The sequence below is a fragment of the Streptococcus macedonicus ACA-DC 198 genome, assembly GCA_000283635.1.
Lineage (GTDB): Bacteria > Bacillota > Bacilli > Lactobacillales > Streptococcaceae > Streptococcus > Streptococcus macedonicus.
In genome coordinates this window covers 151,310-166,629 of the sequence record HE613569.1, presented here as the reverse complement: position 1 = coordinate 166,629, position 15,320 = coordinate 151,310, and the positions used below count along the sequence as shown (strand labels likewise).

Below are 15,320 nucleotides of genomic sequence, written 5' to 3'. Positions count from 1 at the left end.
AAAAAGAAAACCGCTTTCTAAAAAATAAGATTTCCCCTTGAAATATTTTTTAAAAATGCTATCATAGATACATAGGTTATTGCTGTGGCATACGAATTCACATCAATGTATTGACCGACTAAATATTTGTATTTCGGGAAACAGTAGTCTTTCTCCAGTATGCAAGCCGTTACATGCGGAAGCAACTAAGGAGAAGCGAGTTGCCCACCTGCTTGTAGATCGCGGGTTCAATACAAATCGTGAATCACGGTGCCAATACAGCTTCTTATCCTTCCTTAGCTCAGTTGGTAGAGCAGTGGACTCTTAATCCATGGGTCATAGGTTCGAGCCCTATAGGGAGGATTAAATATCATAAGAAAAAGCCCTTTGTTTAGGGCTTTTTGCTTGTTCTAAAATCAATTTGTTGCGAAATTTGTTGCTATTTTATAATAAATGTTTAACAGCTAGAAATTCCTCATTAATTTTTTCTTGTAAGGTATGTCCGTAAACTTCAACTAGCATAGAAATATCTTTATGACCTAATATTTTTGCAATAACACCAAGGTCAATTCCATTATGCCAAAGATAGCTACCATAAGTATGGCGTGCACCTTTTGTTGTGATAATGGGATAAATGTCAAGTTCAGTAAGCATTATTTTCATAGCCTTATTGACAGTTGCAATATCTGGCATATCGTGAACATAACCAAAATGTTGGAAAACCAGATTATTTTCATTACTAATTCCTAGTTCTTTGTTAGTCTTTTCTTGCATTTTCTTTAAGAAAGCAAATACTTTTAGCATATCAGCAGTTATTGGGATACTCCTTACAGAAGTTTTATTCTTTGGTCCTGTAAATTGATGTGTAGCAGTATTATAACGTCTATATGTTCTAATTTCTTCTTTTTCAAAATCAATCTCTTCCCAAGTTAAACCAACCAATTCTGCAAATCTCATACCTGTTTTAAAAAGAAAAATATAATATAGGGAACAATTGAATTTTGATAATCAAACTTAGCTTTTAAATAGATTAAAACAGTTTGGTAATCTTTTTCCGTGTGAAGATACTTTTCTTCGGTCTCTTGACCTTGTTTTGAAGAAAATAATTCTACATAGGCTGTAAAATCCTCAATGACAATTTTATCAGCAATCGCCATATGAATACTTGATTTTATATTACTATTCAACCGACCTAAATGTTTTCTTGATACCTTTTTACCATACTCATTCATAATACGTTGATATTCACTAGGTTTTATTTTTGAAATTTTCTTATCTCCAAATAAGCGTATGATAACATTTTTTCGCATTAGATATTTTGACTTAGTAACATCACTCCTATCGCTTGATGAACTATTAGGACAAACAATTTATTCACGAGTTGATGTTACAAGATTTTTGTCTGATTTTGATGTTAGTGATATTAAGAACTTTTCTAAAGTAGAGCGAGATAAATTAAAGTGGGCTATTCTATTTGAAATGACGCAAAATAAAATTAAGGCATTCAATCTTAAAGACAATTTAATCACAAAATACAAATTAGATGATGAACGAGAAATTCTTAATACTATATTTATAGAAGTTGAGAAAGATATCTCAGAAGCATTTCCTCATAGAAAACACTAACTCTAACTGGAAGTAATCAGAAAATATTTAATATTAAATAGCACTATTTTTAGCAACTAGAAATTTATAAAAACACAACAAAACACTGCAAAGTAACTAACTTAGCAATTACTGCATAATCAATATCCTTATTTACCTAACATGTAAACTTTACCCAATTACCAACCATAAATAAAAGCGAACAAATTGGAGTTCTAACCAATGTTGTTCGCTTTTATATTTTAAAAAATTCTCAGTTATAAAGTTACCAATTAGGATAAGTAAGGTAGAGTTAGCTTTAATTATAAATACGCTATTCCCACTTTATATTTGAATCAATAAGTCGTGTTAAATATTGTATTTTTTGTTTCATATTCTCTTGACTGGTACCTTTAAATAAAATAATACCTATATGATTCATATATTCCGTAGATTTGTAGTGCTTACCTATTTTATGATTTTCATAAAAATCAATGACATTTAAATCTTGCTTAATTTTACTTACGTCATATTCAATTAATTTTTTATTCTGTGGAAAAACTGTTAAAAAACCAAAATTTTCTGGCTCATTTTTTAAAGGATAAGTCACTTTTTGTCCAACTTGTAAATAAAAGGAAACTTCATTCATGATAATGCCATATTTTTTTTCAATCGTATCGCTTATCATTAGACCACCTGTACGGCTTGCTATTTCTATAAAATAAGGCGTTTTATCTTTCTCTGAAATTATAAACTCTGCGTGGATAGTGCCATTATTAAAATTAGATTTTTCCACAAATTTTTTAGTCTCCCCTTTTAATAGTAAAAACTCCCAATCTGATTTATTTATTGTAAAGTCTGCAAAAGTTATTGTTGTATTTTGCGTACTTTCCATTAATGTTGTACTTTTTCCTAGACTATTCCAGTATTTAGAAACTGATACAAATTTAAGCTTATTATTTTCAACAATTCCGTCAACATGATACATATCACCTAAAATAAACTGTTCTACATCATAATTTTCTCCCCAGAGACTCTTCTTTTCTAAGTAGTCATCATACTCCTCTTTATTTTTTAGAACCTGAACTCCCTCAGAACCCGATTTTGATAAAGGCTTGATTAAGATAGGAAAACCAATTTTTGAAACCTTTTCCATCAACTCACAAGGCTCCGAAAAAGTGCTGAATTCTGGAACATTTAATCCGATTATTTTAGCAAATTGCTTCATGATATATTTGTCCCTATAAAGAAGTGCTGAAAAATAATTTTGCCCTTGTATTCCCAAAAGCTCTCTCAACTTTGCTACTCGCAAAATATCCTTTTCAGAGAGAGCAATAAGTAAATCAAATTTCTCCTGTTGGTGAAGTTTAATAACTAAATTCTCAAGCTCCTCATCATCATTGTATTTTTCAAAATATATAAATTGATTAATATCTTTAAGCAATGATTTATCAACTTGATAACTCGAGATTAAGGTAGTATCAAGATTATCATTAAGCCAATTTGAAATAGGTGCTCTAAGCCAAGTCACAGTATTTATAACACATATTCTTTTTTTCATTTTATTCTCCATTTTCTCTGAGTTTTATACTTGGAAAATATTTAGTCAGACCTAACCAAGCTAAAATAGACGACAGTGTTAATATAAGAATTCCAAAAATCAAAATTCCCCTTTTAAAATCAAAATTTATAATATAAGAAAATATTGGAATAATACAAAGTGTTTCACCGGAAACCATCATATCCCTAAAGCTTGATATCTTTCCATGAAATTTTTGAGATATTCCTTTATGCAGAATTGTTTGAAAAAGGGAAATAGAGGTACCTGTAAAAACTCCTATAATAAATATTAGAATAAATGTACTATACGCCGTTGAAAAATAGTTCATTAAAATAATCGTTATTCCTTGGACAAACAGTCCTATCCATAAAATGTAATTAAAGTCACACTTTGAAAAGACTATGTTAATTAACAAAAACGAAATAATTGCACCTGCAGCATAGCCACCATCAATGAGAGAAATAAAAGCTGAATTATGTAATACTGTTTCAGCATATTTTATACCTATTAAATTAATAAAATTTATTGTCAAATAATCAAAAGTTGAAAATAAAACAAGGAAAAATACTTTATGATTAAGAAATAGCTCCTTTACTAATGAAAACCAACTTTTATAGATTTCTGAAATCTTCGATAAAGGCCCTATTCTTCCCTCTTTAGTAGTGCTTGTAAGAATTACCCTATATGTACATAAGCAAGATATAAGAAAACTAATGCCATTTAATAGAAAAGTAAGTGGAAGCAAATTAAAAAAAATAAAAGGTGCAATGAGAGTGGAGCCAAGTAGTAAACCTCCTTGTTTAACAGAACTTCTTAGCCCATTTAATTTAACCAAACTTAAATCTTTTCTATCAATCTCTGGAAGAAGCTTAAAATTTGCAGCTCTAAAAAAAGGAGATATACAACTAATAACAGTCGTTAATAAAAATAAAAGCAAACTTCCACCGTTAAGATAAATTAATGAGAAGGCATACAATATTATTAATATCGCTTGTATTAAATCTGAATAAATTGAAATCTTTTTAGAATCATATGCATCAGCAACATAGCCCGCAAGTAGGTTAAGCGAAAACGTTGTTATAGACTGAATGATAATCACACCACCAACTCCAGCTACTGTACCAGTTTTATCAAAAGCTAACTTACTAACAGCTAAGGAAAACATTCCATCACCTATACTAGATATGAAAGTTCCTATTAAATAAAATTTTACAGACGTTGAATAGGAGAAAAGTTTTTTATTAAAAAAATTCATAGTATCCCCTTATTAATGAATGTCAATTTTAAATTACATATTTACTTTACTTCAAATCTATATTTATTTTTTGCTCTTAATAGTGACTTTTCAACTTCTTTTATATTTGAAGCAGCTACAATTATTCTACCTGTGTAAAGTGAGCCGTAATTTTTAGGAGGAAGAATAACTTCATCTCCAACCTCTTTCAAAGGAATAAACAATCTAACATTAGAATCTTCAAAGATTTCTGGTAGACCTCCTACTCTAGACACCTCACCCTCTTTTTCAGACATAAAATCTTCTTGCCCAACAACATACTTAGGAGATTGAGACCAACTTTCAAAAAAGATTTTTTTATCGATTGGCTGATTCAAAGCATTCTTTATGGTTTCTTCAATAAATGAAACTCCTGATGCCAATTTTACTAAATGTGTTGTTATAAAGCCGCCTCCCGGTCGTGCAGCTATCTCAATAACTTTTAAAGTCTCACCGACTACTTTTACTTCAGCATGAAAGGCACAGGCTGTAAGTCCTAGTGATTTTACTGCAGACTTTACCTTTTCGCTGTATAGTTTAAGAAATTTAGGAGATTTTTGAGATGGTTCTACTTCTTTATATTCTGTTGAATACTCATCCGTAACATATTTATCAGTCATACCTGCTATCACTACTTCTCCAGTTACTGATGAAACAAAACCTTCTACTGACATTTCATCACCAGAAAGTAATTCTTCATAAATATATTCATCAGGAAAGTATTTATAAACTTTGTCCCTTGAAATTCTAGTTTCTGACCTTACTCGTTCAAATACACTTTCCAAATTAGTTTCCGAATATATTTTTACAATCGTTTTACTACCAGAAGCCCCTACTGGTTTTAATACCCCTGGAGTACCTATTACATCAACTGCTTCTTTGAATTCGCTAAGATTTGTAACTCTCAAGAATTTTGGGCATAGTTCTGGGTTTTCTTCTGAAATAGCTTTCCGCATCAAAAACTTATTCCTAGCATTCTTACTTGCTTCAATATTTGGAGCAGGTATATCTAACTTTTCAGCAATAAGTGAGACTAACTCGACATCTCTATCTGACCAAGTTAGGACACCATCAATGGGCTTATCTTTAGCAAACTCTATAACTTTTTGAAGTGCATTAGCCATATCATATGTATCCGTAATAATAAAATTATCTTCTGATATGTATCCATCATCAATTTGTGGCTTTATATCTGCAAGAAGCACAACTTCAACCCCTAATTTTTTTGCTGCGTACAATGGCTCCATACGTTCAACATAATGTGAACGCAAATTAATGAATAAAATTCTTTTCACTTTAATACCTCTTTTTCTTCAATTCAGCTAAATTTTTAGTATAATTATCTCTATTTACTTGTTGTAACGCAAAAGAAAAATCTTTTTTATCTGTAATTATATCAAAAATTGCTTGTCCAATGACTTTAACGTACTTAGAATATATTATTACATTTTCTAGGTCGCTTATTGAATATTCATTATCTCCTCTTCTAAAAGTTCTCACATCCATTAATGCTTTGTATGCTCTACCATTAATAGTCATAGTTAAAGGAACTCTTATACAATTATTAATATCCAATTTGACGTGACCAACATGATGATATTTATCTTTATTCGTAACATCAGACAAAACTGCTGAAAAATAAAAATCCCGTTCACTAAAATCAACCTGCTCACAATTAATAAAATTCCCTGGCATATAATGCCATCCATTGTACAGCATACGTGAATTTATTGCCATTCCAATTTTTGAAAGTAAATCAACTAGAACATTCTCTAACATATTTTTACTTGGGGTAACAAGACAATAATAATTTTTAGGACTAAGAGAGATAATATTTTGATAATCTTTTTCTGAATCTAATTTTATTAATAAGCCAACATTACCAAAATATCTTGAAAATGCAATATCACTGTGAGTAATATCGGATAAACGTAGAAAAATAAAATTTAATAAATCTAGAAAACGCTCTTCAAGATGGGATAAATCTCTTTGAAAATATTCTTTAATACTTGTTTGAAATTCTTCTAAACTGTTAGATTTCACTCCAAATGTATCGTACAATTCGCTACTCAAATCTGAATCGAAAACGAATTTAGAAAGGAGGTCTTCGTTTTGAATGAACTCTTCTGACTTTTGTAGAGATAAACCATTAATTCCTCTATAAATAACAGTTGTTTTCGATATTTTCTCCCACTTCTCCTTTAGTTTTTGTACTTTATTATCTAATTCAAGTTCAGTATATAATCCGTAAAACATACAAATATGTAGTCGTTTTCTTCCCACTTTTCCAATGGACTTTCAAGCCAATATTCTAGTAGACAATTTCTGTTAATTTCTTTAGTTTTGCTACTTAAATTATTAAGATAATCAAAATTTGAATAGCACGACGCTCCTACATAATAAATTACCGGAGCCATATGTAACAAATAATATTTTATTCTTAATAAACGTTGTTGCAAACCAGCTTCATCTAATTTTTTAAGTAAACTATAGCATCTTTTATACTCTTTTCTCATCACTTCACTATCTTGTTTACAAATTTCATGCCACCTATCTTTAGATAGCATAAAAGATAGTACAAATTTACAATTTTCATCTTCTAATAGTTCTACATCAGAAAATTCTATTTTGTTATTTCTAAAATAACAATGTAGTTTTATTGTTTGTTCAGAATCCTCAGGTAAAATTTGCAGATTCTCAATAACTTTAACATCTCTATTTGATAAAGGAAGTATTGCTTCATCAAATTCTTGTTTTCCATCTAATGTTAATAATAATCTTAAAGCAATCAAAATATCTTTTTCTTTTCTTGCTTTTTCAATAACTGTATCAACAAGCGATTTGTAGTCACCAGCAACCATTATTATTCATCTCCAAAAAATTTAATAAGTCTTTTTCCTGCCTCCTGAATCTCATCAAACGACTTAGCATAAGATATTCTCACATTCCTTGGTGCATTGAAAAATGACCCTGGAGTTAATGCAACTCCTACCTCAGATAATAATAATTCACAAAAGTCCTCATCACTAGTAATTATATGTCCAAAAAACTTCTTCCCGAATAATTTTTCTAAGTTCGGGAACAAATAAAAACTTCCATCTGGTCTATTAGGTAATAATAAGTCAGTATTATCTGTTATAATATCCATTAAATAATCTCTACAAGTCTTTAAATCCTCTACATGTGAGTAATCAAAATTTAAAACCGCATTCTCTGCTGCTACCTGAGAGATAGAGGAAATACTGGCTGTAATTTGACTTTGAAAAGCCGATATTTTTGTTGCAATCTCAATAGGAGCAGCAGAATATCCTATTCTCCAACCAGTCATGCCAAATGATTTTGAAAAACCGTTAATAGTAATTGTATTTTCATACATATAATCAGATAAAGAGGCGGGAGAAATAAAATCTATATCATAGACCAATCTCTCATAGATTTCGTCACTTATAACAATTAATCCATTTTCTTCAATAATTCTGGCTAATTCTACCATTTCTTCTTTATGATATGTTGCTCCTGTAGGATTTGATGGACTATTTAGTAATAAGACTTTGGTCTTATTACTAATATTTTTTTCCAATACATCTGGAGTAAGTTTAAAATTTGTTTCTTCATTTAATTGAACCATATTAGGAATCCCACCAACAAGTCTAACTTGTGCCTCGTAGCTTGGCCAAGCAGGAGTGGGGATGATAACCTCATCTCCATAATTTACCAGCACTGAGAGAGTATTAAAAAGTGCCTGTTTTCCTCCCGTAGATACTGTAATTTGTTGCGGACTATAATTCAAATTATTTTCTTTACTAAGCTTCTCACATATATTCTTTCTTAATGAAAGAATCCCTGAACTATTCGTGTAATGTGTGAAATGCTTTTGTATAGCAGAAATTGCAGCTTCACTTGATACTATTGGTTCATAGTAATTCGGTTCACCTACTGTAAGATTGATTATATCTTTCCCCTGTCCTTTTAAAAAATTTATCCTGTCATTTAATTTTAAAGTTGGAGAATCCTTCAAATAATCTATCCTTTTTGAAAATTCAGTCATTTTTCACCTCATTGTCTAAAATATCTATACAAACTATATAACATACAACTACTATCATAGTATATATTATCCGCCGACAATAATAATTATTCCCACAATTATCGTTACTATTCGAAAAAATTTGTTCATAATATTTCTCCTTTATTTCCGATTATTGTATAATAAATTTAAATCGACTTAATTTTTGTTGTGAAAGTGGGAATTTATATGAAGTCATCTCTTGGGAAAATACTCAGAAAAATAAGGAAAGGAAAAAATATTTCCCTCACCTCTATTGCAGACAAATATCTTTCAAAATCTCAAATCTCAAGATTCGAAAGAGGAGAATCTGAAATCTCCTGTATTCGTCTAATTAATATATTAGATAAAATGAATGTTACTTTAGATGAATTCATGATTTTATACAATAATGATAATAAAAAAAATCAGTCTTTTATTGACTTGCTTGAATACATCCGTAAAGCTTATTCTGAGCAAGAGGTTGATACTTTAATAAATTTACTAAATACTCAAAATAATTTTCAATTAAGTAAATTTGATAAGACAATGATAAAATCTATCTTATACACCATTGATAGTTCAATAAAACCTAGCCAAGAAGAATTACTCGAATTAACTGACTATCTTTTTAAAGTTGAATTTTGGGGATATTATGAAATTATCCTATTAGGAAATTGTGCGCCCACTATAGATTACTCATCTTTGATTTTACTAACAAGGGAGATGCTAAGAAATTATATATATTCTTCTTTAAATAAAAACAATAAAAAGTTGGTAACACAACTTGCAATTAATTGTTTAATAACAAGTATTGAGCATAGGAAGTTTAATGATTGTAACTACCTAATAAAAAAAATAAAAAAGTTACTAGATGGTGAACTAAATTATTATGAACAAACTGTTTTCCTATATGCAGAAGGATTTTTTGAGTTTAAAAAATCAAAAAACAAAGGAAAAGAAAAAATGGAACAAGCATTGCAGGTATTTGAAATACTTGGTGATACGACTATGCTTACTAACTATACCGAACATTACTTAAAAATTATTAATGGAAGTACAGAAGCTACTGATTAGAAATGACATTATTGATAAGTAGCATAAAATCTTTCCTCAATCTGTTGCGAATTTGTTGCGAAATATAAATTCTTTTAAAATATAAAGATAGTAAAATCTCATAAAATCAATAAAAATCCTTTTCTTTATATGTATAAATCCCTATAAACTACCTATAGGGAGGACTAAACGTCATAAGAAAAAGCCCTTTGTTTAGGGCTTTTTGCTTGTTTTAAAATCAATTTGTTACGATTTTATCAATTTTTTGACAATCTGCTGGTCGTCTTTTATTTCAAAAATTAAAAACGTCATTAAGGTTCTCTGCCATAGTAGGATGCGTAAATATTTGATTCTTAATATAAGTGTATGGAATATGGTTATCCATAGCTAACTTAATCAGGTTTATATTTTCCTGAGCACCTTCACCAAAAAGAGTTGCTCCTAAAATATCTTGTGTTTTTTCATTAACAATAACCTTATAAATACCTCGAAGGTTGCCATTAACATGAGCTCTAGGCATAGCTGAAACCATTAATTCATTTGCTTTATAGGGAAGATTTGCCTCTGCAGCCTCTTTTTCTGTTAAACCTACACGTGCCAAAGCAGGGTTAATAAATAATGTAGTGGGGATATTATTTCTCTGACTAGCGTTATAATCACTCTGTCCAGTTAATTTATTAAAAACTATGCGATAATCGTCCAATGACACATAAGTAAATTGGAGTCCGCCATTGACATCCCCAACAGCATAAACATTTGGAACACTAGTTTCACAATAATCATCAACCTCAATGGCACCACGGTCTGTTACCACAATATCTGTATTTTCAAGTCCCAAGTCAGTAATATTCGGTTTACGACCAGTCGCATAAAGGACAGCATCAAAACTCATTTTCTGACCATGATTGCTTAAAATAACATTATCCTCTTCATCATTTTCTAAAGCATTTATCTGAGCATTTAAAACAAAGGAAATACCGTCTTCTTCCATGTATTCTTTTGCTAGCTGCGCAACGATATCCTCCTCACGTGGCAAAATACGGTTAGCAGTCTCAAAAACGGTGACCTTACTGCCAAGATTAGCATAAAGGCTGGCAAATTCAAGCCCGATATTACCCCCTCCAATGATTCCTAACCTTTGTGGCAAAGTTTCTAATTTTTGAATACCAGTGCTGTCAAAGACATTTTTAGATTCCTTTAATCCTGGGATAGGCAAACGATTTGAAATGGCGCCTGTATTAATCACTATAGTATCAGCTGTTAACCGTTCACTATCCTCGCCAGCAACTATTTTAATAACCTTATTAGAGACAAAACTTGCTTTAGCATCATAAAGATCTACACCAGCATTGACCACATTGGCTTTATTTTTCTGATTTAATCGATGCGTAACCACCTCTTTTTCAGCCATTGCCTGCTCAAATGTTAAATGATTTTCAGCTGCATGGATTAATGTTTTTGTTGGAATACAGCCAATATTGATACAAGTTCCTCCATACATTGAAGAACTTTCTTCAACAAGAGCAACTTTCTTACCAAGAGAACTCATTTTAGCAGCAAGTGTCTTTCCAGCTTTACCAAAGCCTATGACTAATAAATCATATGTTTTCATTTTTCTTCCCCCATAAAAGCACCGCATCATTAAATAACAAACATGATATTAGCGATATTGTGTTAAATCTTGTTTTAAAAAGTAGTAAAATAGGTTGCCATAATTTCCTGAATAATCCAGTACATGACCGTTATAAACGACCTTAGTGACTTTGTAATAGTCGGCAATATCGATTGAGCAGGTTTGCTGTGAACGTTCGAATTCCTCGTATGAGTCAAACGTCACTACTCGTTCTTGGTTTACGGAGTTTAAAAATGTAATTTCAATCATTATTTACATTTCCTTTCTAATTCTACATATCTATATTACTTTGATGTTGGAATATAGTATGTAGAACTGTATAACGCTATGCTACTACAAAGTATGTTTTCACACAACTATTTTGCTCTGACTGGATTTTCTCAATCATAATTCAAGAATCAATTGTAAATTATAAAAAGAGATTCCAAACAGAGATCTCTTTTTTAACTGAATTTGTAAAATTATATTATCCTTTGTGATATTCAAAAGCAATGGTGTAAGTCTTTTCTTCATTAGCTTGCAAGACAATATCGCCAAAACCATCATGATTAATCGCATCAGGTAAGAATTGTGCTTCAAGCGCTAAGGCTTCAAATTCTTTAGCCATTTTACCCTTATTTCGCGCTGGATAAATATCCTCAGGAATGCCACCCATACTGTAAACGACCCAAGTATCACGGTCAGAATAAAGATGAACAGAATCGCCACTTTCTTCATCTTTCAATTCTCCACAAGGTTTATCAAGCGAAGCATTTACCAAGAAAGCATCGTCAAGCCCGCCTGTATCAGCGATAGCCTCTCCAAGGTTTTGCCCAGTTTGAAAATCATAAGCTGTGCCAGCAACGTCAATGAATTTTCCTGTTGGCACCAAATCATCACGTGTTTCCAAGTAACAGTCAGTAGCCAAAGTAAAGGTATGGTGTGTCAAGTCTTGGCGTTCACCGAGGTTAAAGTAAACATGGTTAGTTGGGTTAAAGAGGGTCGCTTGACCGCCATTTTTACCAGTGTAAGTGATTGTAAAACGATTGTCGTTATCCAGCTTAAAACGTGCTGTTATCAACATATCACCAGGGAAACCATCAACGCTTTCTTTGGCATTGTAAGTCATGACAACAGTGGCTTTGTCAATATCATTTTCAACTCTTGCTTGCCAAATGTGTTTGTGGAAACCTTTTGGACCACCGTGAAGAGTGTTTCCTTTTTCGTTTTGTGGTAGCTGAATTTCTTTGCCATCAAGGTTAACTTTCCCTTGATTAATACGCCCTGCAACACGTCCGATTGATTGACCTGCACATAAAGAATTTTTCAGATAATCACTTGGCTCATCAAAACCAATGATAAGATTTTTCTGACCACCTTTGTCATCTGGCACTAAAAATTCTTGCCAAGTTGCTCCCAGTGTTAGTAAACCAACTTGGACACCGTTATCATTAATAATAGTGTATTTTTCAATCTTTTGCCGATTAATTGTCTCAACAATTTCTTATTTTACTTCCATTTTTTCCCTCTTTCTTAGGTCTTGTCTTTATTTTACTCCTCCTAAAATTTTTTGTAAACGTTTTCTGCTTGTTTTTACCAAGGTTTTACTAAAACTCAGTTTTTACCAACAAAAAAATCCTGCCCTTAAGGACAGGATTCATCTATTTAAACTTATTTTACAACAATGTTTACAAGTTTATTAGGTACCGCAATCACTTTGATAATGTCTTTACCAGCGATTTCATCTTGAATTTTTTCGTTTGCAAGAGCAAGTTTTTCAAGTTCTTGACGGCTTGAATCTTTTGGTACAACAAGTTTTGCACGAACTTTACCTTTGATTTGGATAACAATTTCAACGTTGTTTTCAACGAGTTTTGCTTCGTCCCATGTTGGCCATGCAACGTATGAAATTGATTCGCCTGATTGTGTCAATGTTTGCCACAATTCTTCAGAAAGGTGTGGTGCAAATGGTGCTAACAATTGTACAAAGCCTTTAGCGTAGTCAACAAAGAGTTTATCTTCTTTATTTGCTGCGTTAACAAATACCATCAATTGTGCGATAGCTGTGTTGAATTTCATGGCTTCAAGTTGTTCAGTTACAGCTTTGACTGTTTCGTTGTAAACTTTATCCAAATTGCCATTGTTTTCTGCAACAATTTCTTTTGTTGTCAACAAGCGATAGACGCGGTCGAGGAATTTACGTGAGCCTTCAAGACCTTCTTCAGACCAAGCGATTGAAGCATCAAGTGGTCCCATGAACATTTCGTACACACGAAGAGTATCCGCACCGTAACGTTCAACGACGTCATCTGGGTTAACAACGTTTTTAAGTGATTTAGACATTTTAGCTGGGGCTTGTTCAAGTTCTTCACCAGTTTCGATATGGAAGAATGAACCGTCGCGTTTTTCAACTTTGTCAGTTGCCACAAGTACACCACGGTGATCGCGGTAGCTTGTTCCCAAAATCATCCCTTGGTTAAAGAGTTTTTGGAATGGTTCTTTGGTTGGAACGACACCTAAATCATAAAGGAATTTATGCCAGAAACGAGCATAAAGAAGGTGAAGCACAGCGTGTTCAGCACCACCGATGTAGATATCAACTGGCAACCAAGCTTTTAGAAGCTCTTCATCAGCCAATTTTTCATCGTTGTGTGGATCAATGTAACGCAAGAAGTACCAGCTTGAACCAGCCCATTGAGGCATTGTATTTGTTTCACGACGACCCTTAACGCCGTCTTCGCGTGTCACTTCAAGCCAATCAGTCAAGTTAGCAAGTGGTGATTCACCTGTACCTGAAGGTTTGATATCTTTTGTTACTGGCAATACAAGTGGAAGTTGATCTTCTGGAACAGCTGTTGTTGTACCATCTTCCCAGTGGATGATTGGGATTGGTTCACCCCAATAACGTTGACGTGAGAAGAGCCAGTCACGAAGACGGTAAGTTACTTTCTTATTACCAACACCTTCTGCTTCAAGCCATTCGACCATTTTGTCAATAGCTTGCGCTTTATCAAGACCATCTAGGAAACCAGAGTTGATGTGAAGTCCATCTTCTGTGTAAGCTTCTTCTTCAACATTTCCACCTTCAAGAACTGGAATGATTTCTAGGTTAAATTGTTTTGCAAATTCCCAGTCACGTGTATCGTGGGCAGGAACAGCCATGATAGCACCAGTTCCGTAGCTTACAAGAACATAGTCAGCAATCCAGATTGGCATTTCTTTACCGTTTACTGGGTTGATTGCATAGCTACCAGTCCAAACACCTGTTTTTTCTTTAGCAAGGTCTGTACGAGCAAGGTCTGATTTAAGGCTTGCTTGGTGTTTATAATCAGCAACTGCTTGAGCTTGTTCTGGTATTGTAATAGCTTCAACAAGTGGGTGTTCAGGAGCTAAAACAGCGTAAGTTGCACCAAATAGTGTATCTGGACGAGTTGTAAAGACAGTGAAGTCTTTATCAGTATCTTTTACTTTGAAAGTAACATTAGCACCAGTTGATTTACCAATCCAGTTACGTTGCATGTCTTTGATTGATTCTGGCCAATCAAGATCATCCAAATCTTCAAGCAAACGTTCTGCGTAAGCTGTGATTTTAAGCATCCATTGACGCATTGGTTTACGAACAACTGGATATCCACCACGTTCTGAAGTTCCGTCCGGAAGCACTTCTTCGTTGGCGATAGCTGTACCTAATTCTTCAACCCAGTTAACTGGTACTTCAGCTTCGTATGCCAAACCTTTTTCATACAATTTTGTGAAAATCCACTGAGTCCATTTGTAGTAGTTAGGGTCAGTTGTGTTCACCTCACGATCCCAGTCATATGAGAAACCAAGTGAGTTGATTTGGCGTTTAAAGTTTGCAATGTTTTGAGCTGTAAATTCAGCTGGATCATTACCTGTATCCATTGCGTATTGTTCGGCAGGAAGTCCGAAAGCATCCCAACCCATTGGGTGAAGAACGTTGTAGCCTTGAGCACGTTTGAAACGGCTAAGAATATCAGTCGCAGTGTATCCTTCTGGATGTCCTACGTGCAGACCAGCTCCAGATGGGTAAGGGAACATATCCAACGCATAAAAATTTGGTTTATCAGCATCTGTTCCTGTTTTAAACGTATGATTATCAGCCCAATAGGCCTGCCATTTTTTCTCAATTTCTTTATGATTATAAGTAGCCATGTCATTCTCCATGTTCTTAGTGTTGGTTACTATTATA

At 32.8% G+C, this 15,320-nt stretch carries 12 protein-coding genes, 1 tRNA gene, 1 other RNA gene and 1 pseudogene; 4 read left to right on the top strand and 11 right to left on the bottom strand.

Annotated features, from left to right (window positions below):
- Positions 1–76: 76 nt before the first annotated feature.
- Positions 77–268, top strand: a non-coding RNA gene (ssrS, locus tag SMA_RS10730) — 6S RNA.
- Between the two features lies 1 nt (position 269).
- Positions 270–342, top strand: a tRNA-Lys gene (locus SMA_RS01035).
- Between the two features lie 81 nt (positions 343–423).
- Here the strand turns inward: SMA_RS01035 and SMA_RS01030 are convergent.
- Positions 424–1,325 (bottom strand): annotated as a pseudogene (locus SMA_RS01030) (site-specific integrase); the annotation flags it as partial.
- 52 nt (positions 1,326–1,377) lie between these two features.
- Between SMA_RS01030 and SMA_RS01025 the strand changes: the two are divergent.
- Positions 1,378–1,605 carry a hypothetical protein gene (locus SMA_RS01025; RefSeq protein WP_044563176.1) on the top strand — a complete coding sequence of 76 codons (228 nt, stop codon included), beginning with the start codon at positions 1,378–1,380 and terminating at the stop codon, positions 1,603–1,605.
- A gap of 292 nt (positions 1,606–1,897) precedes the next feature.
- Here SMA_RS01025 and SMA_RS01020 read toward each other — a convergent pair whose 3' ends face one another.
- Genes SMA_RS01020 through SMA_RS00995 form a run of 6 tightly spaced genes read right to left on the bottom strand, consistent with a single transcriptional unit; the run spans position 1,898 to position 8,445 of the window.
- The gene (locus SMA_RS01020) at positions 1,898–3,124 is read right to left on the bottom strand and encodes an ATP-grasp domain-containing protein (protein ID WP_014293826.1); all 1,227 of its coding nucleotides are present in this window, start codon (positions 3,122–3,124) and stop codon (positions 1,898–1,900) included.
- Position 3,125: 1 nt separating this feature from the next.
- The gene (locus SMA_RS01015; RefSeq protein ID WP_014293825.1) at positions 3,126–4,379 is read right to left on the bottom strand and encodes an MFS transporter; all 1,254 of its coding nucleotides are present in this window, start codon (positions 4,377–4,379) and stop codon (positions 3,126–3,128) included.
- Positions 4,380–4,420: 41 nt separating this feature from the next.
- The gene (locus SMA_RS01010; RefSeq protein WP_014293824.1) at positions 4,421–5,692 is read right to left on the bottom strand and encodes an ATP-grasp domain-containing protein; all 1,272 of its coding nucleotides are present in this window, start codon (positions 5,690–5,692) and stop codon (positions 4,421–4,423) included.
- A 1-nt stretch (position 5,693) separates the two neighbouring features.
- Positions 5,694–6,653: a hypothetical protein gene (locus tag SMA_RS01005; RefSeq protein ID WP_014293823.1), complete on the bottom strand. Its 960-nt coding sequence runs from the start codon at positions 6,651–6,653 to the stop codon at positions 5,694–5,696.
- Positions 6,620–7,258: a hypothetical protein gene (locus tag SMA_RS01000; protein WP_014293822.1), complete on the bottom strand. Its 639-nt coding sequence runs from the start codon at positions 7,256–7,258 to the stop codon at positions 6,620–6,622. Before SMA_RS01000 ends, SMA_RS01005 begins: the two co-directional genes overlap by 34 nt.
- 2 nt (positions 7,259–7,260) lie before the next feature.
- The gene (locus SMA_RS00995; RefSeq protein WP_014293821.1) at positions 7,261–8,445 is read right to left on the bottom strand and encodes a pyridoxal phosphate-dependent aminotransferase; all 1,185 of its coding nucleotides are present in this window, start codon (positions 8,443–8,445) and stop codon (positions 7,261–7,263) included.
- Between the two features lie 207 nt (positions 8,446–8,652).
- Here SMA_RS00995 and SMA_RS00990 point away from each other — a divergent pair, with 207 nt between their 5' ends.
- Positions 8,653–9,519 carry a helix-turn-helix domain-containing protein gene (locus SMA_RS00990; RefSeq protein WP_014293820.1) on the top strand — a complete coding sequence of 289 codons (867 nt, stop codon included), beginning with the start codon at positions 8,653–8,655 and terminating at the stop codon, positions 9,517–9,519.
- 271 nt (positions 9,520–9,790) lie between these two features.
- On the opposite strand, the gene SMA_RS00985 is transcribed toward SMA_RS00990, so the two are convergent.
- From SMA_RS00985 to leuS, 4 genes are all read right to left on the bottom strand, one after another.
- Positions 9,791–11,110, bottom strand: coding sequence for an FAD-containing oxidoreductase (locus SMA_RS00985; RefSeq protein ID WP_014293819.1), 1,320 nt, complete (start codon positions 11,108–11,110; stop codon positions 9,791–9,793).
- A gap of 48 nt (positions 11,111–11,158) precedes the next feature.
- Positions 11,159–11,380: a DUF4649 family protein gene (locus SMA_RS00980; protein WP_014293818.1), complete on the bottom strand. Its 222-nt coding sequence runs from the start codon at positions 11,378–11,380 to the stop codon at positions 11,159–11,161.
- A gap of 217 nt (positions 11,381–11,597) precedes the next feature.
- Positions 11,598–12,611, bottom strand: a complete 1,014-nt coding sequence (locus SMA_RS00975; protein ID WP_318248500.1) for an aldose epimerase family protein — start codon at positions 12,609–12,611, stop codon at positions 11,598–11,600.
- Positions 12,612–12,781: 170 nt separating this feature from the next.
- On the bottom strand, positions 12,782–15,283 hold the full coding sequence (leuS, locus tag SMA_RS00970) for a leucine--tRNA ligase (RefSeq protein ID WP_014293817.1): 2,502 nt from the start codon (positions 15,281–15,283) through the stop codon (positions 12,782–12,784).
- Positions 15,284–15,320 lie beyond the last annotated feature (37 nt).

Excerpts from the sequence above, each read along its gene's own strand:
- SMA_RS01020 (WP_014293826.1), bottom strand. The coding sequence starts at position 3,124 with ATGAAAAAAAGAATATGTGTTATAAATACTGTGACTTGGCTTAGAGCA.
- SMA_RS01015 (WP_014293825.1), bottom strand. The coding sequence starts at position 4,379 with ATGAATTTTTTTAATAAAAAACTTTTCTCCTATTCAACGTCTGTAAAA.
- SMA_RS01005 (WP_014293823.1), bottom strand. The coding sequence starts at position 6,653 with ATGTTTTACGGATTATATACTGAACTTGAATTAGATAATAAAGTACAA.
- SMA_RS01000 (WP_014293822.1), bottom strand. The coding sequence starts at position 7,258 with ATGGTTGCTGGTGACTACAAATCGCTTGTTGATACAGTTATTGAAAAA.
- SMA_RS00995 (WP_014293821.1), bottom strand. The coding sequence starts at position 8,445 with ATGACTGAATTTTCAAAAAGGATAGATTATTTGAAGGATTCTCCAACT.
- SMA_RS00990 (WP_014293820.1), top strand. The coding sequence starts at position 8,653 with ATGAAGTCATCTCTTGGGAAAATACTCAGAAAAATAAGGAAAGGAAAA.
- SMA_RS00985 (WP_014293819.1), bottom strand. The coding sequence starts at position 11,110 with ATGAAAACATATGATTTATTAGTCATAGGCTTTGGTAAAGCTGGAAAG.
- SMA_RS00980 (WP_014293818.1), bottom strand. The coding sequence starts at position 11,380 with ATGATTGAAATTACATTTTTAAACTCCGTAAACCAAGAACGAGTAGTG.
- leuS (WP_014293817.1), bottom strand. The coding sequence starts at position 15,283 with ATGGCTACTTATAATCATAAAGAAATTGAGAAAAAATGGCAGGCCTAT.